This is a genomic window from Streptomyces sp. NPDC007905 (genome assembly GCF_042959345.1).
Taxonomy (GTDB): Bacteria; Actinomycetota; Actinomycetes; order Streptomycetales; family Streptomycetaceae; genus Streptomyces.
In genome coordinates, this window is record NZ_JBIBKS010000007.1 from 283,712 (window position 1) to 301,934 (window position 18,223).

Here is an 18,223-nt window from a genome sequence, read left to right on the forward strand (position 1 = left end):
CGACGACGACCGGACGTCCGCCGTGACCCGGCGACCGTCTCCTTGGAGAGCCGGGTACGGGGCCTTGGCGCCGGTACCAGCGGCAAAGGTCATGCCGGCGTCGTCGAGCCACATCACCTCGCCCGCATTGGGGTGTTCGACCACCTCCTCGCCGCCCCCGACCGTCACGAAGTCGTCCTTGCCCGTGACGCGCACCGGCCGCATCCCCCGCCTGGCTGCCGCCGTCGGGGAGGAGGGGGGCCGACGCCGAGGGCGTCGTAGAGGTCCACAAGCAGGTTGATCGGGGGCAGCCCCGCGTCGGAGAGGGCCCGCTTGCCGGCGCCCCGGCCGAGTCAAGAGTGCGCGACGCCCCCCAGACGTACGGGCGAGACGGCGGGCCGCCCCGTCCAGCCCGAACTCGCTTCCATACTGGGCCCATTGGCGAGGTCGTGCTCCCGATCGCCACATGGGTGAAGCCGGGCGCGAGCGCGCGCACCTCGGCAGACACGGTGAGTGCAAGCGCCCCGCCTCGTGTCAGAGGGTGCTGGGGAGCGTCTTCCACAGGTGCGGCCGGTTCGGGGCGGCCTTCAGTGCGCCGAGGACGGCCGGGTGCGGTTCCGCGTAGAGGGCCGGATGGTCCAGCTCATCGGCCGCGGGATCGGGGATCCAGGCCAGCCGCTCGCCGTTCAGGGAGAACTGCGCGTCCACGCCCGGCTTGTTGCCCCGCGGGTCCTGCCGGTGCCATGCCCCATGGAAGCGCACGGCTACCAGGCCGTGCAGAGCGTGGCCGCTGCCGTCGTCGTGCATCAGCCGTTGGTAGCACAGGGCGGTGGGGATGTCCTCGGCGCGCAGCAGGGCCGCCAGGGCGTGGGCCTTGGCATGGCAGATGCCCGTGCGCCGCTCCAGCACGTCCGAGGCGCGCCAGGTGACGCGGAGGTCGCCGACGTCCGCGGAGTGCGGGATGGAGTCACGCACGAATTCGTAGGCGGCTCGCGCATAGGCATACGAGTCCGCGACCCCGTCGGCCAGCCGGGCGGCCGTCTCCCGCACCACCGAGTGGTGGTGGTTGATGGCCTCGTCGGCGGCCAGGTACGCGGACAGATCGGCGGTGTTCTGGATCAGCTCCATGCCCGCAGAGCATAGGAATGCGATCACCCGAACGTCAATGACTTTTCAAGCGATCGCATATCTATGCACGGCTGGGGACTAGCGGGCCATCTCCTCCTTGAGCGCCGCCACGAACGTGTCGACGTCCTCCTCCGTGGTGTCGAAGGAGCACATCCAGCGCACCACCCCGGCGCCCTCGTCCCAGAAGTAGAACCGGAACCGCTTCTGCAGCCGCTCGCTCACGTCGTGCGGCAGCTTCGCGAAGACGCCGTTGGCCTGCACGGGATGGAGGATCTCCACACCGTGCACCGCGCGCACGCCCTCGGCCAGCCGCTGGGCCATCTCGTTGGCATGCCGGGCGTTGCGCAGCCACAGGTCCTTGGCGAGCAGCGCCTCCAGCTGCACCGACACGAAGCGCATCTTGGAGGCGAGCTGCATGGACAGCTTGCGCAGGTGCTTCATCCGCCGCACCGCGTCCGGGTTGATGACCACGACGGCCTCGCCGAACAGGGCGCCGTTCTTCGTCCCGCCGAGCGAGAGGATGTCGACGCCGACCGCGTTGGTGAACGTCCGCATGGGCACGTTCAGGGTCGCGGCCGCGTTGGCTATCCGGGAGCCGTCCAGGTGCACCTTCATGCCGTGCGCGTGGGCGTGCTCGCAGATCGCCCGGATCTCCTCGGGCGTGTAGAGCGTGCCCAGCTCCGTGCTCTGGGTGATCGAGACGACCTGCGGCATCGCGCGGTGCTCGTCCTCCCAGCCCCAGGCCTGCCGGTCGATCAGCTCGGGCGTGAGCTTGCCGTCGGGGGTGGGCACGGTGAGCAGCTTCAGGCCGCCCATGCGCTCGGGCGCCCCGCCCTCGTCCACGTTGATGTGCGCGCTCTCGGCGCAGATCACCGCGCCCCAGCGGTCGGTGACCGCCTGGAGCGCGACGACGTTCGCGCCCGTGCCGTTGAAGACCGGGAAGGCCTCCGCGGTGGAGCCGAAGTGGCTGCGAATGATCCGCTGGAGGTTCTCGGTGTAGTCGTCCTCGCCGTACGCCACCTGGTGGCCGCCGTTGGCCAGGGCCAGGGCGGCCATCACCTCCGGATGCGCCCCGGCGTAGTTGTCACTGGCGAAACCGCGGACCTCCGGGTCGTGATGGCGACGCGCGTCGGTCCTGGGAGGGTTCACGGCTTCTCGGTCAGCCACAGACGGTTTCCGTTCACTTCGGCGGCGGGCTTGTTCCAGACACCCTCGATGGCCTCGGCCAGGTCCTTGACGTCCGTGAAGCCCGCGAACTTCGCGTTGGGGCGTTCGGCGCGCATCGCCTCGTGCACCAGCGCCTTCACCACCAGAATCGTAGCCGCGGACGTCGGCCCCTCGGGGCCCCCCGCCTTCCGGAAGAAGTCCGCCATGGCCAGCGTCCACGCCTCGGCGGCGGCCTTGGCCGCGGCATAGGCGGCGTTGCCCGCGGTGGGGTTGCTCGCGCCGGCGGCGCTGATCAGGACGTAGCGGCCGCGGTCGCTGCGCTGCAGCGCCTCGTGGAAGGCGAGGGAGGTGTGCTGCACGGTCTTGACGAGCAGCATCTCCAGGAAGTCCCAGTCGTCGAGGCTGGTCTTCGTGAAGGTCTCGCTGCCGCGCCAGCCGCCGACCAGATGCACAAGGCCGTCGACCCGGCCGAAGTCCTTCTCGATGTGCGTGGCCCAGTCGCGGGTGGACTGCAGATCGAGCAGGTCCACCGTGTCGCCGGTGACGGTGGCGCCGCCGGCGGCGTACCGGGCGGCGTCCACGGCGTCCGAGAGCCGCTCGGGGTCGTTGTCGGCCCCTACGACGGTCGCCCCTGCCTCGGCCAGGCGCAGCAGCGCGGCCCGTCCGGCGGGTCCGCCCGCGCCGGCCACCGCGATCACCGCACCGCTGAGAGACCCGTTCCCCATGTTCTTCCCCTCTGAAGCAGTGTTCTGGACGCGGTCGCTCACGCGGCGAGCCGCTCGGCGCTGTCCGCCGTGATGCCCTTGGTGGAGGCGATCACATTCTTCAGCTTCTTGGACAGGGCCTCATAGAACATGCTCAGCGGAAACTCGTCCGGAAGCACGTCGTCCACGAGCTTGCGCGGCGGCTGGGTCAGGTCCAGGGCGTCGGGGCCCTTGGCCCACTTCGAGCCGGGGTGCGGGGCGAGGTAGGTGGAGACCAGCTCGTAGCCGGCGAACCAGTGGACGAGCTTGGGGCGGTCGATGCCGTCCTTGTACAGCTTCTCGATCTCGGCGCACAGCTGGTTGGTGACCTGCGGGGCGCGCTCCCAGTCGATGGAGAGCTTGTTGTCGGTCCAGCGGACGACGTCGTGCTTGTGCAGGTAGGCGAAGAGCAGCTGACCGCCGAGGCCGTCGTAGTTGCGGTTGCGGTCGCCGGTGACCGGGAAGCGGAACATGCGGTCGAAGAGCACCGCGTACTGCACGTCACGGGCCTGCGGGACGCCGTCCGCCTGCAGCTTCACGGCCTCCTTGAAGGCGGTGAGGTCGCAGCGCAGCTCCTCCAGGCCGTACATCCAGAACGGCTGGCGCTGCTTGATCATGAATGGGTCGAACGGCAGGTCGCCGTGGCTGTGGGTGCGGTCGTGGACCATGTCCCACAGCACGAACGCCTCTTCGCAGCGCTTCTGGTCGTGGACCATCGCGGCGATGTCCTCGGGCAGCTCCAGGCCCAGGATGTCGACGGCGGCGTCGGTCACACGGCGGAAGCGCGCGGCCTCGCGGTCGCAGAAGATGCCACCCCAGGAGAATCGTTCCGGCGCCTCGCGCACGGCGATGGTCTCCGGGAAGAGGACGGCCGAGTTGGTGTCGTAGCCGGAGGTGAAGTCCTCGAACGTGATGCCGCAGAAGAGCGGGTTGTCGTAACGGGTGCGCTCGAGCTCGGCCAGCCAGTCCGGCCAGACCATGCACAGCACGACCGCCTCCAGATTGCGGTCCGGGTTGCCGTTCTGCGTGTACATCGGGAAGACGACCAGGTGCTGCAGGCCGTCGGCGCGGCCCGCCGCGGGCTGGAAGGCCAGCAGGGAGTCCAGGAAGTCCGGCACCTGGAAGCCGCCTTCGGCCCAGCGACGCAGGTCCTTGACGAGTGCCTCGTGGTAGGCGGTGTCGTGCGGCAGGAGCGGGGAGAGCTGCTCGACCGCCTCGGCGACACGGCCCACGGCGGCCTCGGCAGCGGCACGCTCCGGTGCGCCCTCGGCCTCGAAGTCGATCGATCCGTCCTTGGACTGCCATGGCCGGATCTGCTCCACGGCATCCTTGAGCACGGGCCAGGCCGGGTGCTCAACCACCCTGGTCAGCGAAGGAACCTGCTCCTCCGAACCCGCCTGCACAAGAATTTCCGTCATGTCCCATCCTTCACGGGAGAACCTCGCGTATGGACACCGTATGCATACCCGGTTTCTCTCAGCAAGAGGCAGTTCGGGAAATCTTTCTGCCGACCCGCATGGTCACCGCTGTTTTTCCTGTAGCAAACCGTGACGACGGTCACTTTCGCCGCAGTGGCGGGGTCGTACGGAGGCAGGTAGGAACCCATCGGATCCGGCCGGTCAATGTCGGGGGGACGCGCCCACGTCCGGGTGACCGAGGGGGTGGATACGAGCCAGGTTTCGCGCGCGCCGCGCCCCGATCCCTCGCGCAGGTGCGGGTCCATAGCGGGACCAGGCCATTAGGCTGCGAGCCTGCCGCGCGGACGACGACGTCCGGTCGGGTCCGCCGGCGCCGAGCCGCCGTCGACGGAAGCGAGTTGAACCTTGAACTTCCTTACCATCGGTCACCGCGGGGTCATGGGTGTCGAGCCCGAGAACACCCTTCGTTCCTTCGTCGCCGCGCAGCAGGCCGGCCTCGACCTGATCGAACTCGATCTCCATCTGAGCAAGGACGGCGCCCTGGTCGTCATGCACGACGCGGAGGTGGACCGCACGACCGACGGCTCCGGCCCGATCGCCGAGAAGACCCTCGCGGAGCTGCGTACCCTGGACGCGGGCCGCGGGGAGCGGGTGCCGCTCTTCGAGGAGGTCCTGGACGCGGTGAAGACGCCCTTGCAGGCGGAGATCAAGGACGTGGCGGCGGCCAGGGCGCTGGCCGAGGTCATGCACCGGCGGGACCTGGTCTCGCGGGTGGAGGTGTCCTCCTTCCACGACGAGGCGGTCGCCGAGATCGCCCGGCTGGTGCCGGGCGTGCGCACCGCGCTGATCGCGAGCCGCTACGGCACCGACGTGGTGGAGCGCGCCACGGCGGTGGGAGCCGCGACCGTCTGTCTCAACATCCGGCGGCTGACCCTGGAGATCGTCGAGCACGCGCGCGCGGCAGATCTGAAGATCATCGGCTGGGTGGTCAACACTCAGGACCACCTGCGGCTCGTCCGCGCGCTCCAGCTGGACGGCGCGACGACCGACTACCCGGAGATCAAGCGCACCGGCCGCTTCACGGCGTGAGGCCGCGTGGGCCGGCGCGTGATCTCCCGTACGAAAGTCGTACCGGTGAGCGTCACACCAGCGGCTTGACCAGCAGCTCGAACTGAAGGTCGTCGCGCTGCGGGATGCCGAAGCGCTCGTCGCCGTACGGGAAGGGCGTCATCTGTCCCGTACGGCGGTAACCGCGGCGCTCGTACCAGGCGATCAGGTCGTTCCGGGCCGAGATCACGGTCATGTGCATCTCGGTGGCGCCCCAGGTCTCGCGGGCCTGTCGCTCCGCCTCCGCCATGACCACCTTGCCGAGGCCCCCGCCCTGCAGGGCGGGGCTGACCGCGAACATGCCGAAGTAGGCGTGGTCGCCGCGGTGTTCGAGCTGGCAGCAGGCGACGATCCGGCCGTCCTGCTCGACCGTCAGCAGCCGGCTGCCGGGCGACTTGAGGACCTGCAGGACACCCTCCGGATCGGTCCGCTGCCCCTCGAGGATGTCCGCCTCGGTGGTCCACCCGGCCCGGCTGGCGTCGCCCCGGTACGCCGACTCGATCAGAGCGACCAGCGCGTCGACGTCGGCGTCGGTGGCGTCTCGGAAGGTCGGTTCGGTAGTGGTGGTGGTGTCCATGAGGCGGTCTCCGATCTCGGGCGCGGCTGAGCCAGGGACGAGGGTAACTGTGCCACTAGGCTCCGGATGCATGGTGCACGTACTCAGCAGCCGGACACTTCTCCACCCCACGGACCCCGAGCGCTCCCGCGTCTTCTACGGGGAGCGACTGGGCCTGCCCGTCTACCGGGAGTTCGGCACGGGCCCGGAGCGCGGGACCGTCTACTTCCTCGGCGGCGGCTTCCTGGAGGTCTCCGGCCGCTCCGAGACCCCGCCGTCACCGGCGGTACAGCTCTGGTTGCAGGTCGCGGACGTGGCCGGCGCGCATGAGGAACTGCGGGCCGGGGGCGTCGAGATCGTGCGGCCTCCGGTGAAGGAGCCGTGGGGCCTGATCGAGATGTGGATCGCCGATCCGGACGGCACCCGGATCGTCCTGGTGGAGGTCCCGCCGGACCATCCGCTGCGGTACCGTCCCGGCATCTGACGGGCGTCTCCCACGCCCCCCACCTGTTCCGGAACTCCCACGCCCCCCACCTCTTCCGGAAAAGGTGCTCTCAGCTCCTGCTGCCCGCAGTGAGCGGGTGGCCGCTGACGCCGAGCAGCGACGGCACGGACTCCGTCTGCCGCAGTACGCGCAGGACCGGCTCCCGGCGCTCGGGGCGTCGAGCCGACGGCACGCGTCCGGGGTGGAAAGACCGGGGACACCTCGCAGGGACACACGGGCCGGCCACCGAGGCACGGCACCGCGCACGCCCGGCGCCTTCGCCGCCAGGGCATCGGTCTCCGGATGGCCCGTGCGGGCGGCCGGGGCTAGCGTGCCAGGAGGGGGCCCGCCCGCGCGCGGAGATCCCCTGCTCGCCGCGGCCACGCCGGAAGGAGCCCTCATGAAGTTCGACAAGCCGGTGATCGGCGGCCCCTGCTGGACCGAGCTGGGGACCAGCGATCTGGAGGGGGCGAAGCGGTTCTACGCGGAGCTGTTCGGCTGGCGGCCGGAGACGGATCCGCGGCAGGAGGCGGGCGGATACACGATGGCGCACCTGGGGGACGCGGCGGTCGCCGCGCTCAGCCCGCTGTACCAGGAGTCCCAACCGGTGGCCTGGAACGTGTCGTTCGCCGTGGGCGACGCGGATGACTCTGCGCGGCGGGTGGAGGAGGCAGGAGGGACGGTGGTCCTCGGCCCGATGGACGTTTTCGACGTGGGACGCTTCGCGGTGGCCCTCGACCCGACGGGCGCCGCGTTCCAGCTGTGGCAGGCGCGGGCCTTCCCGGGTGCCGGTCTGTTCAACGCGCCCGGCACGCTCGGCTGGGTGGAGCTGGCGACCCGCGACCCCGACCGGGCCCGGGACTTCTACACCACCGTTTTCGGCTGGAGCGTCAACGCCTCGCAGTGGTACACGCAGTGGGGCATCGGCGGGGAGGACTTCGGCGGCATGGCCGACATGGGCGACCGGTTCCCGCCGGAGGTGCCGCCGCACTGGCTGCCGTACTTCGCGGTGGACGACGTGGACGCGACGGCGGAGGTCGCCGAGCGGGCGGGCGGCGCCGTCGTCATGCCGCCCACGTCCGTACCGGACGGGCCGCGCATCGCGGTGCTGCGGGACCCGCAGGGAGCGGCGTTCGGCGTGCACAAGGCAGGCGAGGAGGGCTGAACGGCCGGCTGTGGGCGGCGGCGGGAAGACGGCCGCATGTTCTACGGGGTCTCAGCCCTTACATGTACGGGGACGGAGGCGATCACTTCGGCGACCTCATGGACGACATGCGTTCGTCGGCTTCCAGCCGCGGCGGCGAGGCGTGACGCCCCAACCCGGTGGGCCCGACGCAGTCCGGCGCTCAGGCGCGCAGTGCGCCCATCCGGCCCTCCAGGCGGCTGAGCAGGTCGGCGAGCAGGGCGGCCAGCTCGGTCTGGCCCTCGGGGGCGAGGACGGACAGCACGGCGGTCTCGTAAGCGAGTTGGTCGGGGAGGACGCCGTCCACGAGATCGCGGCCGGCTTCGGTGAGGCGGAGGTGGGCGACACGGCGGTCACGGGGGTCGCCGCGCCGCTCGACCAGTCCGCGTTCGGTCAGCTGCTTGAGCCGCTTGGTGACGGCGGCCCCGGACGAGAAGGTCTCCCGGGCCAGCTCCCCCGGGGTCAGCTCGTGACCGGTACGGCGCAGCGCGCCGAGCAGGTCGAACTCCGGGCGGCTGAGACCGGCCCGGCGCAGCGGCGCGTCCTCGGCCTGCTGGAGGAGCGCGGCACAGCGGTTGATCCGGCCGATGACCTCCATGGGCCCGGTGTCCAGCTCGGGGTGCACGGCCCGCCACTGCCGGACGACGGACGCGACGGTGTCGGTCCGCGCCGCATCGCTCCCGGCCTCGGGCCGCCCGTTCCCCGCCCCATCCCCGGCCTCCGGCCGCCCGCTCCCCGCAGCACCGCCGGCCTCGGTACCCCTGGCCGGCGGTCGTCCGTTCGTCGGCGTCATGGCCGTGCGTCCTCCGTCGTCCTGCCCGTGTCCTGCGTCAGGGGTGCGAGCCCCTGGCGTCGTACCGTCGCGGCGAGCGTACGGTGTCCGGACTGCTCGGCGAGCACGACCCGCTCCTCGGGCAGGGCGCGCTGCCACCACTCGCCGGCGGCCGCTTCCGCCGTGGCGCGCAGGTCGACCAGGGCGGCGGCGAGGGAGCGGCGGGCGGTCTCCACGGCGCGGGGTTCCGGCTGCGGCTCGGCGAGCAGCCGGACGGAGTGCTCGCGGGCGCGTTCGACCGTGGTCAGCGCGTGCTCGATCCGGTCCCCCGCGCGCCGGTTGGTGACGGCCACGGCCGCGACGAAGCCGACCAGCGCGCCGACGAGGGTGTCGGCGACCCGCTCGGTGATGAGCCGGCCGGGGTCCTGGGTGCGCGCGAACTCGGTGATGAGCAGGGCCATCGGCGTGACGCACACGCTGCCGAGCCAGTAGTTGCGGCCGATCAGCGCCTCGGCGCCGAAGTTGAAGGCGAGGCAGCACAGCACCAGGGCCGCCGGGTGGAGATGCGCCAGGGGCGCGACCGCGGCGAAGACCAGGACGCCGACCAGGTTGCCGACGACGCGCTGGATGCCCCGGCTCCAGGTGAGGGTGACGTTGGCCTGGTAGAGGGAGGCCGCGGTGACCAGGGCCCAGTAGGGGCGGCCGACGCCGAGGGCCAGGGAGGCGTAGCCGGCGAGGGCGCAGCCGATCGCGGTGCGGGCGGCGAGCGGGGCGAGCCGGTGCCGCAGCGGGCGGTCGGGAAAGGCGAGTTCGGTGTCCACACCAAGCAGTTCGTCGGCCGACTCGCCCGGGGACCCGGCGCGCGGGATGCGGCCGGTGCCGCGCAGCTCGCGGGCCCAGGCCCGCAGCCGCTCGGCTTCGGTGTCGGCCGGGGCGGCGAGGGCGACCTCGGCACGGACCAGGAGTTGTTCGAGGGCGCGTCGGGTGCGGTCGGGGCGGGCGCCGGCGGCCAGCAGGGACTGCCAGGCGGCGTGGATGGCGGCGGCGCTCGTGACGCGGGCCTTGGCGTGGCCGTCGGCGGTGCCGCGCGTGTCGGCGTACACGGCGGCCGCGTTCAGGGCCTGCGCGGTGGCGCGGCGCTCGGGACCGTGCGGGCGGAGCAGACCGGGCGCCATGCCGACGAGCCAGGCCCAGGCGCCCGCCGTCAGGGCCAGTCCGACGTGGCCGGGGACCTGGCCGAGGCTTTGTGGCGCGAACAGGGAGGCGGAGCTGATGAAGGTGAGCACCACGTTGCCGGGCGGCCCGATGCGGGTGGCGTCGCACACCGTCTTCTGCACGGCCGCCATGAGGGCGCCGACGGTGACCAGCACAGCGGCGTCGGTGGTGAGCGAAGCCGCGACGAGGGCGACGGCGAGGCCGCCGACCATGCCGAGCACCACCAGGACGAGAGCCCGGGCCCGTGCGGCATAGGGCCGGTTGTGGCCGTAGAGCGCGCACAGGGAACCAGCCATCGTGTACATGGCGAGATCGAGGCGGTCGAGCGCCAGCAGAGTGAGGTTGGGCGGAGCGACCGCGGCCACCACGCTCAGTGCGGGCTTGAACCAGATGTCGGAGGGCCGCCCGAGGCGGAGCACACCGGTGAGGGGGAGACGGAGACGGGTGGCACTGCTCATAAAATTAATTTAGCATGTATTTTACTCGTAAAGCATATTGCTGGACCCTCCCTCACCTGCCGTGCTCCCGTGAATGCTCCCCGTGCACCCCCTTGCGCTCGCGTGTGCCCCGAGCCCCGTGGGCATCGCATCCTCGACCGACCGTCGGGAGGGGGTGGCACGCGTGCATGGTCCGGCCTGGCCGGCCTGGCTGCTGGTCGCGCTCTGCGCGGCGACCGGGGCCTACTGCCTGCTGCGCATGCGCAGCGGTGTCGAGGAGCAGCGCCGGGCCGCCGGCGGCGAAGCGCTCATGGGATTCGGTATGGCCGCGATGGCGGTGCCCGCCACGGTGTTCACTCCGCCGGGATGGGCGTGGCCCCTGTACGCGGCCGTGTTCGGCGCGGCGGCGCTGCGCGCCCTGTGGGCCGCACGCGGCGAACCCCACCATCTGCACCATCTGGTGGGGACGGCGGCGATGGTCTACATGTCCCTCGTCATGGCGGCCTCCCCCACCGCCCACCACCACCCGCGCGTCGGCGGCGGAGTGCCGCTGGTGACGGGCGTGCTCCTGCTCTACTTCACCGGCTATGTGCTGATCTCCGGCGCCCGCCTGGTGCCCGCCGCGGTGGCGGCGGGCGGCACGGCGGCGGTGCGCTGGGGCGACCGTCCGGAACTCGCCCGGGCGTGCCGGTTGTCGATGGGGATCGGCATGGTGGCGATGCTGCTGACGATGTGAACCGCCGGGCCCGGCAGGGAAGCGGGCGTTGCCTGCGTCACTTGGGCACCGGGGACCGTACCGGTGGGCGGCTCGCCGCTCGTAGGGTGCTGCCCATGATGGTCCCCGTGGCACTGCTGCTGCTCGGCGCTCTGACCGCCGTCGTCGCCCCGCGGCTGCTCGCCCGGGCCGACTGGGCGGACCGTGAGCCGGTGGTCGCCCTGTGGGTGTGGCAGTGCGCGGTGGCGGCCGTGCTGCTGTGCTGTGCACTGTCGATGACGCTCAGCGCGGCCGCGGCCTGGCACGCGGTACGCGGGCATGTGTTCGGTACGGCTCCTCGCGCGGTGGTGGACGCCTACGCCCTCGGCGCGGCCGGACCGTGGGCGCCGACGACCGCGGTGACGCTCGCCTGCGGCGGACTGTGGAGCCTGGCAATGCTGGTGCGCGAGGTCGTACAGGCCCGGGCGCTACGGCACCTGCGGCGGACCGAACTCCTCGTGCGCGCCCCCTTGTTGCCGGGCGAGGAGCCGGCCGGCGGCCGGATGCTGGCGCTGGAGGGCGAGCGTCCGGACGCCTGGTGGCTGTCCGGTTCGACGCCCCGGCTCGTCATCACCACCGCCGCCCTGCGTCGGCTGAAAGGGCGGCAGCTGGACGCCCTGCTCGCACATGAGCAGGGACACGACCGGGCCCGGCACGACTGGCTGCTGCGCTGCTCGGCCGCCCTGGCCGGCGGGTTCCCTCGGGTGCCCGTGTTCGCCGCCTTCCGCGCCGAGATGCACCGGCTGGTCGAGTTGGCCGCCGACGACATGGCCTCCCGGCGCTTCGGCCGGCTGACGACCGCCCTGGCACTGGTCGAACTCAACAAGGACCGGGGCGTGTTCGGTCCCTGCCCCACCCCCGAGGCGCATGTCCCCCAGCGCGTGCGCAGGCTGCTGACACCCCCGGACCGCCTCCCGGCACTGCACCGGCTGCGCCTGACGGCGACCGCCGCTCTGATGCCGCTGATCCCGGTCCTGGTGGCGCTGGTACCCGGGCTTCGGGCTCTGGGGTGACGAAGCCCGCCCTCGGGGGCTCGACGAGACCGCGGGTCCCGCGCCGATGGGCGCCGATGCCCCCGTACCGGTGGGGCTCGCTCCCGGCCCAGGCCCTCGGGCTGGCGAGAGCGGCAGTCCGCGGCCGGTGGCGGCAGTGCTGAGGCAAGGGCCTTGGCCGACGAAAGTCCAGGTCATGGGCCAGTACCGCCGCGCCAGTAGCGCCGACGCCGGGCCCCATGGCGCTGGCCCCCCCGCCCAAGGACTCGGGCGCAGACGAAGGCGCAGGTCCGAGGCCAGTAGCGTCGGTGCCAGAGCCAGGGCCTTGAGGCAGTGAGAGCGCCAGTCCCGGGAACAGTACCGCCAGTGACGGTGGCGTCGATGCCAGGGCCAACGGCGCTCGCGCCCCGCCCAAAGGACTCGGGCGAGCGAGTGCGGGAGTCCGTGTCAGCGGCAGGGCGACGGTGTTCCCGCGCTTCGGGCCCGCGACCGGCTGCACCCGGAGCCCAGGGTGCTGGCCCTCGGCCCGTTCCCTCGACGAAGATCGCCGCATGCACCACCGGCCCGCCGAGTCCCCGCCCCGCGCGCCGGCCCACCGCACGGCGGCCGTCGTGGCCGCCGTACTCGCCGTCTGTTCCGCGCTGCTGCTGACGCTCGTGGCGACCAGGTGGCGTCCTCTGCTCGTCGTGGACGGCGACATCTCCCGCCGCACCCACCGCTCGGCCGTCCGGGAGCAGGCCCTCACGCACGCCGTCCGCATCCTGACGGACTGGGTGTGGGGTCCGCTGACCATGCGTCTGGTGTGCGCGGCGGCCACGGTCTGGCTGATGTGGCGCCGCGCGGACCGGTGGACGGCGGTGTGGGTGGCGGTCACCATCGCCCTGGCCACGATCGTGCAGCAGTCGCTGAAGGCGGCCGTCGCCCGGCCCCGCCCGATCTGGCCGGATCCCGTCGACAGCGCGCGCTACGCCGCCTTCCCCTCCGGGCACGCGATGACGGCGACCGTGGTCTGCGGGCTCCTGCTGTGGCTGCTGCACCGCTACGGCGCCGGCCGCGCCCTGTGGGGTCCGGCCGTTGCCGTGGCCGCCGTCTCCGTGGTGGGCGTGGGCCTGACCCGGGTGTGGCTGGGCGTCCATTGGCCCTCGGACGTGGTGGGCGGCTGGCTGTTCGGGGCGCTGGTGGTGGCGGTGGCCGTCGTGGTGCACGAGTGTCGGCGGGGCCGTCGGCCGCACCCGGAGCCCGGGTAGAGTCCCGCGCATGGCTGCCGTGCTCTTCGATTTCTCGGGAACCCTGTTCCGCGTCGAGTCCACCGAGTCCTGGCTGCGTGACGTACTGAAGGAGGCGGGTCTGACCCTGCCGGAGTCCGAACTGGCCGACAACGCGAGGGCCTTGGAGGTGGCCGGGGCGCTGGCCGGCGGGGCGGCTCCGGTCGAGCTGCCGGAGGACCTCGCCGAGCTGTGGGCGGTGCGGGACGAGAGCGCCGAGCTGCACCGGGCCGCCTACACCGGGCTGTCGCGGCGCGTCCCGTTGCCCGACCCGGCTCTGCACGACGCGTTGTACGAGCGGCAGATGTCCCCGGCCGCCTGGGCGCCGTACCCGGACACCGCCGAGGTGCTGCGCACGTTGCGCGAGCGCGGGATCGGCGTCGGCGTGGTCAGCAACATCGGCTGGGACCTGCGCCCCGTCTTCCGCGAGCACGGTCTCGACGCGTACGTGGACGTCTACACGCTCTCCTACGAACACGGCGTGCGGAAGCCGGACCCACGGTTGTTCTCGGCCGCCTGTGCGGAACTGGGCGCCGATCCACGGCAGGTGGTGATGGTCGGTGACAGCAGGACTGCGGACGGCGGTGCGGCCGCGCTGGGCTGCCGTGTGCACTTCGTGGACCATCTGCCGGTGGCACAGCGGCCGGACGCGCTGCGGCCGGTGCTGGCCATGGTGAGCTGAGCGGAACTCCGCCCGCTTCAGCCCCGGTAGTCCTCGACCTGGGCCGACGGTCGCGCCCGCGCCTCGTCCGGGTTCTCCCCGAACTCGGCCTTGGCGCGGCGCTGCCGCAGCAGGACCCAGCACTGGTCGAGTTCGCGTTCCAGCTGTCCGAGCCGCTGCTGTTCGGTGTCGCTGTCGATGGCGCCGGAGGCGACCGCCTCACGCAGCCTGCGCTCGTCCTCGATCATCTCCGTGATCCTGGTCAGGATCCGCCGGTCCTGTTCCATGTCGCAGGCCTCCTCGGCTGGGCACCCGTGTCCACTCCAGGGACGCGACGACCGGTGTACGACAGCAGCGTCGCAGGTGCCCCGGCGCCGTCCGTCTGAGACGATCCCCCGCGTCGCCCCAGACGAACGGCAGCTTTGAACGGGCCCGCGCACAGCGGAGCCACTGCGTTGAGTATAGTTGGCTGGCAGCCAGTCAACGCAGGAGTTACAGGATGTCCCCGCGCAGCGCCTCGGTCAATGAAGAGTTGCGCCGGCGTTCCCGGGAGCGGCTGCTCCAGGCCGCGGTCGAGCTGGTCGACGAGCACGGGTTCGAGGCCACCACGCTGGCCGACATCGCGGACCGGGCGGGTTCGGCGCGCGGCTTGGTGTCGTATTACTTCCCCGGCAAGCGCCAGTTGGTCCAGTCCGCCGTGCACCGGCTGATGCACCGCACGCTGGAGGAGGCGCTGGAGCGGGAGCCGCACAGCGAGGACGGCCGGGAGCGGCTGGCCCGTGCCATCGACGCGATCCTGGGACTCGCCCGGGACCGGCCGGTCCTCATGCGGCAGCACATGGCGGGGCTGCTCCAGGCCGAGGGTTTCGTGCAGTGCCCGGAGCAGCGGCGCCTGTCGGAACTGCTGAGTGACACGGTCGCCCGGTACGGCTCCGATGACGTGACGGCCGCCTATCCCCTGCTGCGCGCCCTGCTGATGGGGGCGGTGTACGCGGCACTGGTGCCGGGGGTGCCGATGCCCGTTCCGGCGCTGCGGGCCGAGCTTTTCAAGCGGTACGGGCTCGAGTGGGACATGGGCGCGCCGCCGGGGAGCGAGGCGGACGCCGAGGCGGGGCGGGAAGACGATCTGTCGCGGTTCTTCGCGACCGAGGAGCGGGCCGAGTAGCGACCACCGGGCCGCTCGTCACCCAACTCGGCTGCTGGGCACTTTGCTGGCGAGGTGTCAGGAATCCGGTGTCCCGTGGCCCGCGCGGTCCCCCTCGCACCTCCCCTTCACCACTACCCCGCAGGACCCCACCGCAACTGCCCCGCCCGATCCCTCCGCCACTACCCCGCACGCCTCGAACAGCGACCCGGCGTGCAGTGTGATCGCATGATCACACTTCATGCGTACAGGTATGCGTCCACGTCACCCCACCGGCCCCTGCCGTCGGAGGCCCGGCAGTGCCATGCTGGAGCCGTCCGCACACTCTCCTCCTTCGGGCAAGGAGTACCGCCGTGCTGCGTGTCGCCGTCGTCGGATCCGGGCCGAGCGGGTGTTACACCGCCCAGACCCTGGTCCAGCTGGATCCCGAGGTACGCGTGGACGTGCTGGACCGGCTGCCGTGCCCCTACGGTCTGGTGCGCTACGGCGTGGCCCCCGACCACGAGAAGATCAAGTCCTTGCAGGGCAGCCTGCGGACGGTGCTGGAGCACGAGCGGGTGCGCTTCCTCGGCGGGGTCCGGGTGAACGGGCCCGGCGGCCTGTCCGTGGAGCGGCTGCGGGCGCTGTACCACGCGGTCGTGTACTGCGTGGGCGCGGCCGCCGACCGCCACCTCGGGATCCCCGGCGAGGAATTGCCGGGCAGCTGGTCGGCCACCGAGTTCGTGTCCTGGTACAGCGCGCATCCGGACGCCGTCGACGCCGGATTCGTGCACGGTGTCCGGTCGGCGGTGGTGATCGGCGTGGGCAATGTGGCCGTGGACGTCACCCGGATGCTGGCGCGGGGCGCCGGGGAGCTGCGTCCGACGGACATGCCGCAGGCGGCGCTGGACACGCTGGCGGCCAGCGGGGTCGCCGAGGTCCACATGGTCGGCCGGCGCGGCCCCTCGCAGGCCCGTTTCACCACCAAGGAGCTGCGCGAGCTGGGTGGCCTGCCCGGCACCGAAGTGAGCGTGGATCCCGCCGAGCTGGCGCTGGACCCGGGATACGCCGACCCCTCGGCGCTGCCCGCTGTGCAACGGCGCAACGTGGAGGCGCTGCGCGGCTGGGCGGCCGCCGCGCCCCGGCAGACGGAGCGCCGGATCCGGCTGCGGTTCTTCCTGCGGCCCGTGGAGGTGCTCGCGGAGGGCGGCCGCGTGGGTGCCGTGCGCTTCGAGCGGACGGCACCGGACGGACTCGGCGGTGTGAAGGGCACCGGACAGTACGAGGACCTGCCGGCCCAGCTGGTGCTGCGCTCGGTGGGCTATCGCGGAGTGCCGCTGGAGGGGCTGCCGTTCGACGCGGGGAGCGGCACCGTGCCGCACCGGGAGGGCCGCGTCCTGCGCGACGGCGCCGTGTCTCCGGGCGAGTACGTCGCCGGCTGGATCAAGCGCGGCCCGACGGGTGTCATCGGCACCAACCGGCCGTGCGCCAAGGAGACGGCGACCTCCCTGCTCGTGGACGCGCCCGCGCTCGTACGCGAGGGGGTACCGGACGACGCGCTCCCGGCGCTGCGGGCGGCGGGCGTCGAACCGGTGCCGTGGGCCGGCTGGCAGGCGATCGAGCGCGCCGAGGCCGAGCTGGGAGCGCGGCTGGGCCGGGGCGTGGTCAAGCTGGCCGACTGGGGCGCGCTGCTGGGGGCGGCGCGGACGGGGTAGCCGAGTCGACGGCTTCCAGGTGGGCATGACACACACCGGCAACACACCGGACATCAACAAACTGTTCAAGGCGCTTACGGTCACGTGCTGTTCGGATGCCACTCCCCCACCGCCGCTCTGGAGTCCCCATGCCCACGACCGCACAGGTTCACCCCGTCGACGAGACACCACCGCTACGGCAGCTGGCGGCCTTCGGTCTGCAGCATGTGCTCGCGATGTACGCGGGCGCCGTCGCGGTACCGCTGATCGTGGGCGGTGCGATGAAGCTGTCGCCCGCCGACCTGGCCTATCTGATCACCGCCGATCTGCTGGTGTGCGGCATAGCCACGCTGATCCAGTGCGTCGGGTTCTGGCGGTTCGGCGTACGGCTGCCGATCATGCAGGGCTGTACGTTCGCGGCCGTGTCACCGATGGTGCTCATCGGGACGACCGGCGGCGGGCTGCCCGCGATCTACGGCTCGGTGATCGTCGCCGGGCTCGCCATCGTGCTGCTCGCACCGGTCTTCGGCCGGCTGCTGCGCTTCTTCCCGCCGCTGGTCACCGGCACGGTGATCCTGATCATCGGTGTCTCGTTGCTGCCGGTCGCGGGCAACTGGGCCGCGGGCGGCGCCGGCGCGAAGGGCTTCGGGGAGCCGAAGAACCTGGCGCTGGCGGCCTTCGTGCTGGCGGTCGTACTCGGCGTGCAGCGGTTCGCACCGGCCTTCGTCAGCCGGATCGCCGTGCTGATCGGCATCGCGGTGGGTCTGGCGGTCGCCGTGCCGTTCGGGTTCACCGATTTCAGCGGGGTCGGGAACGCGGACTGGGTCGGGATCAGCACGCCGTTCCACTTCGGCGCGCCGGAGTTCAAGGTGTCCGCGATCGTCTCCATGCTGGTGGTGGCGCTGGTGACGATGACGGAGACCACGGGTGACCTGATCGCGGTCGGGGAGATGACGGGGCGGCGGGTGGAGCCGCGCTCGCTGGCCGACGGCCTGCGCGCGGACGGTCTGTCGAGCGTCCTCGGCGGCGTGTTCAACACCTTCCCGTACACGGCGTACGCGCAGAACGTCGGCCTGGTCGGGATGACCCGGGTGCGCAGCCGCTGGGTGGTCGCGGCGGCCGGCGGCATCCTCGTCCTGCTCGGCTTGCTGCCCAAGCTGGGCGCGGTGGTCGCGGCGATCCCCGCGCCGGTGCTCGGCGGGGCGGGCCTGGTCATGTTCGGGACGGTCGCGGCGAGCGGGCTGCGGACGCTGGCCCGGGTCGACTTCAGGGGCAACAACAACCTGACCGTGCTGGCCGTTTCGGTGGCGGCCGGCATGCTGCCGGTGGGCGTGCCCACGGTCTACGCGAAGTTCCCGGACTGGTTCCAGACGGTGATGGACAGCGGTATCAGCGCGGGCTGCCTGACGGCGATCGCCCTGAACCTGCTGTTCAACCACCCTCCCGCCAGGACGGGTTCGGCCCCGGACGCCGAGCCGGAGGGCCGGCCGGCCGACGGTGTCGAGGCTGTCGGGACATCCCGGAACGAGATCGCCTAGACCGGCC

At 72.2% G+C, this 18,223-nt stretch carries 19 protein-coding genes and 1 pseudogene; 10 read left to right on the forward strand and 10 right to left on the reverse strand.

Features of this window, described 5'->3' with window-relative positions:
- Positions 1 to 26: 26 nt before the first annotated feature.
- The 5 genes and pseudogenes from ACFZDC_RS15350 to ACFZDC_RS15370 form a co-directional block, all read right to left on the reverse strand.
- Positions 27 to 517, reverse strand: a pseudogene (locus tag ACFZDC_RS15350) (cytoplasmic protein); the annotation flags it as partial.
- Positions 514 to 1,107 carry a transglutaminase domain-containing protein gene (locus ACFZDC_RS15355; protein ID WP_391323920.1) on the reverse strand — a complete coding sequence of 198 codons (594 nt, stop codon included), beginning with the start codon at positions 1,105 to 1,107 and terminating at the stop codon, positions 514 to 516. The gene ACFZDC_RS15355 and the pseudogene ACFZDC_RS15350, both read right to left, overlap by 4 nt.
- A 78-nt stretch (positions 1,108 to 1,185) precedes the next feature.
- Entirely contained in the window at positions 1,186 to 2,256 is a 1,071-nt protein-coding gene (locus tag ACFZDC_RS15360) for a beta-eliminating lyase-related protein (RefSeq protein ID WP_391323921.1), read from the reverse strand.
- The gene (locus ACFZDC_RS15365; protein ID WP_391323923.1) at positions 2,253 to 2,999 is read right to left on the reverse strand and encodes an SDR family NAD(P)-dependent oxidoreductase; all 747 of its coding nucleotides are present in this window, start codon (positions 2,997 to 2,999) and stop codon (positions 2,253 to 2,255) included. The genes ACFZDC_RS15360 and ACFZDC_RS15365 overlap by 4 nt, the downstream gene beginning before the upstream one ends.
- 38 nt (positions 3,000 to 3,037) lie before the next feature.
- Entirely contained in the window at positions 3,038 to 4,435 is a 1,398-nt protein-coding gene (locus ACFZDC_RS15370) for a DUF6421 family protein (RefSeq protein ID WP_391323925.1), read from the reverse strand.
- A 405-nt stretch (positions 4,436 to 4,840) separates the two neighbouring features.
- Between ACFZDC_RS15370 and ACFZDC_RS15375 the strand changes: the two genes are divergently transcribed.
- Positions 4,841 to 5,524, forward strand: a complete 684-nt coding sequence (locus ACFZDC_RS15375) for a glycerophosphodiester phosphodiesterase family protein (RefSeq protein WP_391323927.1) — start codon at positions 4,841 to 4,843, stop codon at positions 5,522 to 5,524.
- 52 nt (positions 5,525 to 5,576) lie between these two features.
- On the opposite strand, the gene ACFZDC_RS15380 is transcribed toward ACFZDC_RS15375, so the two are convergent.
- The gene (locus ACFZDC_RS15380; RefSeq protein WP_391323929.1) at positions 5,577 to 6,119 is read right to left on the reverse strand and encodes a GNAT family N-acetyltransferase; all 543 of its coding nucleotides are present in this window, start codon (positions 6,117 to 6,119) and stop codon (positions 5,577 to 5,579) included.
- 70 nt (positions 6,120 to 6,189) lie between these two features.
- Here ACFZDC_RS15380 and ACFZDC_RS15385 point away from each other — a divergent pair, with 70 nt between their 5' ends.
- Positions 6,190 to 6,582 carry a VOC family protein gene (locus ACFZDC_RS15385; protein ID WP_391323930.1) on the forward strand — a complete coding sequence of 131 codons (393 nt, stop codon included), beginning with the start codon at positions 6,190 to 6,192 and terminating at the stop codon, positions 6,580 to 6,582.
- 70 nt (positions 6,583 to 6,652) lie between these two features.
- On the opposite strand, the gene ACFZDC_RS15390 is transcribed toward ACFZDC_RS15385, so the two are convergent.
- A complete protein-coding gene (locus ACFZDC_RS15390) occupies positions 6,653 to 6,775 on the reverse strand; it encodes a hypothetical protein (RefSeq protein ID WP_391323932.1) in 123 nt (40 codons plus the stop codon).
- Positions 6,776 to 6,982: 207 nt separating this feature from the next.
- Between ACFZDC_RS15390 and ACFZDC_RS15395 the strand changes: the two genes are divergently transcribed.
- Entirely contained in the window at positions 6,983 to 7,747 is a 765-nt protein-coding gene (locus ACFZDC_RS15395) for a VOC family protein (RefSeq protein ID WP_391323933.1), read from the forward strand.
- A 181-nt stretch (positions 7,748 to 7,928) separates the two neighbouring features.
- On the opposite strand, the gene ACFZDC_RS15400 is transcribed toward ACFZDC_RS15395, so the two are convergent.
- Both ACFZDC_RS15400 and ACFZDC_RS15405 read right to left on the reverse strand, forming a co-directional pair.
- Positions 7,929 to 8,558, reverse strand: coding sequence for a MarR family transcriptional regulator (locus ACFZDC_RS15400; RefSeq protein WP_391323935.1), 630 nt, complete (start codon positions 8,556 to 8,558; stop codon positions 7,929 to 7,931).
- Entirely contained in the window at positions 8,555 to 10,210 is a 1,656-nt protein-coding gene (locus tag ACFZDC_RS15405; RefSeq protein ID WP_391323937.1) for an FUSC family protein, read from the reverse strand. The genes ACFZDC_RS15400 and ACFZDC_RS15405 overlap by 4 nt, the downstream gene beginning before the upstream one ends.
- A gap of 163 nt (positions 10,211 to 10,373) precedes the next feature.
- Here ACFZDC_RS15405 and ACFZDC_RS15410 point away from each other — a divergent pair, with 163 nt between their 5' ends.
- From ACFZDC_RS15410 to ACFZDC_RS15425, 4 genes are all read left to right on the forward strand, one after another.
- Positions 10,374 to 10,925 (forward strand): DUF5134 domain-containing protein, encoded by a 552-nt coding sequence (locus ACFZDC_RS15410; RefSeq protein ID WP_391323939.1) that lies wholly within the window; start codon positions 10,374 to 10,376, stop codon positions 10,923 to 10,925.
- 95 nt (positions 10,926 to 11,020) lie between these two features.
- Positions 11,021 to 11,956, forward strand: coding sequence for a M56 family metallopeptidase (locus tag ACFZDC_RS15415; RefSeq protein ID WP_391323940.1), 936 nt, complete (start codon positions 11,021 to 11,023; stop codon positions 11,954 to 11,956).
- A 530-nt stretch (positions 11,957 to 12,486) separates the two neighbouring features.
- Entirely contained in the window at positions 12,487 to 13,182 is a 696-nt protein-coding gene (locus ACFZDC_RS15420; RefSeq protein WP_391323942.1) for a phosphatase PAP2 family protein, read from the forward strand.
- Positions 13,183 to 13,192: 10 nt separating this feature from the next.
- Entirely contained in the window at positions 13,193 to 13,882 is a 690-nt protein-coding gene (locus ACFZDC_RS15425; RefSeq protein ID WP_391323944.1) for an HAD-IA family hydrolase, read from the forward strand.
- Between the two features lie 17 nt (positions 13,883 to 13,899).
- Here ACFZDC_RS15425 and ACFZDC_RS15430 read toward each other — a convergent pair whose 3' ends face one another.
- Positions 13,900 to 14,148 carry a DUF2630 family protein gene (locus ACFZDC_RS15430; protein WP_391323946.1) on the reverse strand — a complete coding sequence of 83 codons (249 nt, stop codon included), beginning with the start codon at positions 14,146 to 14,148 and terminating at the stop codon, positions 13,900 to 13,902.
- 212 nt (positions 14,149 to 14,360) lie between these two features.
- Here ACFZDC_RS15430 and ACFZDC_RS15435 point away from each other — a divergent pair, with 212 nt between their 5' ends.
- The 3 genes from ACFZDC_RS15435 (at position 14,361) to ACFZDC_RS15445 (ending at position 18,216) form a co-directional block, all read left to right on the forward strand.
- Positions 14,361 to 15,026: a TetR family transcriptional regulator gene (locus tag ACFZDC_RS15435; protein ID WP_391323947.1), complete on the forward strand. Its 666-nt coding sequence runs from the start codon at positions 14,361 to 14,363 to the stop codon at positions 15,024 to 15,026.
- A gap of 332 nt (positions 15,027 to 15,358) precedes the next feature.
- Positions 15,359 to 16,699, forward strand: coding sequence for an FAD-dependent oxidoreductase (locus ACFZDC_RS15440; protein ID WP_391323949.1), 1,341 nt, complete (start codon positions 15,359 to 15,361; stop codon positions 16,697 to 16,699).
- A 128-nt stretch (positions 16,700 to 16,827) separates the two neighbouring features.
- A complete protein-coding gene (locus ACFZDC_RS15445) occupies positions 16,828 to 18,216 on the forward strand; it encodes a solute carrier family 23 protein (protein ID WP_391323951.1) in 1,389 nt (462 codons plus the stop codon).
- Positions 18,217 to 18,223 lie beyond the last annotated feature (7 nt).

Coding starts and splice junctions, on each gene's coding strand:
- ACFZDC_RS15445 (WP_391323951.1), top strand. CDS start 16,828: ATGCCCACGACCGCACAGGTTCACCCCGTCGACGAGACACCACCGCTA.
- ACFZDC_RS15425 (WP_391323944.1), top strand. CDS start 13,193: ATGGCTGCCGTGCTCTTCGATTTCTCGGGAACCCTGTTCCGCGTCGAG.
- ACFZDC_RS15430 (WP_391323946.1), bottom strand. CDS start 14,148: ATGGAACAGGACCGGCGGATCCTGACCAGGATCACGGAGATGATCGAG.
- ACFZDC_RS15405 (WP_391323937.1), bottom strand. CDS start 10,210: ATGAGCAGTGCCACCCGTCTCCGTCTCCCCCTCACCGGTGTGCTCCGC.
- ACFZDC_RS15370 (WP_391323925.1), bottom strand. CDS start 4,435: ATGACGGAAATTCTTGTGCAGGCGGGTTCGGAGGAGCAGGTTCCTTCG.
- ACFZDC_RS15415 (WP_391323940.1), top strand. CDS start 11,021: ATGATGGTCCCCGTGGCACTGCTGCTGCTCGGCGCTCTGACCGCCGTC.
- ACFZDC_RS15420 (WP_391323942.1), top strand. CDS start 12,487: ATGCACCACCGGCCCGCCGAGTCCCCGCCCCGCGCGCCGGCCCACCGC.
- ACFZDC_RS15385 (WP_391323930.1), top strand. CDS start 6,190: ATGGTGCACGTACTCAGCAGCCGGACACTTCTCCACCCCACGGACCCC.
- ACFZDC_RS15400 (WP_391323935.1), bottom strand. CDS start 8,558: ATGACGCCGACGAACGGACGACCGCCGGCCAGGGGTACCGAGGCCGGC.
- ACFZDC_RS15435 (WP_391323947.1), top strand. CDS start 14,361: ATGTCCCCGCGCAGCGCCTCGGTCAATGAAGAGTTGCGCCGGCGTTCC.
- ACFZDC_RS15395 (WP_391323933.1), top strand. CDS start 6,983: ATGAAGTTCGACAAGCCGGTGATCGGCGGCCCCTGCTGGACCGAGCTG.
- ACFZDC_RS15355 (WP_391323920.1), bottom strand. CDS start 1,107: ATGGAGCTGATCCAGAACACCGCCGATCTGTCCGCGTACCTGGCCGCC.
- ACFZDC_RS15380 (WP_391323929.1), bottom strand. CDS start 6,119: ATGGACACCACCACCACTACCGAACCGACCTTCCGAGACGCCACCGAC.
- ACFZDC_RS15365 (WP_391323923.1), bottom strand. CDS start 2,999: ATGGGGAACGGGTCTCTCAGCGGTGCGGTGATCGCGGTGGCCGGCGCG.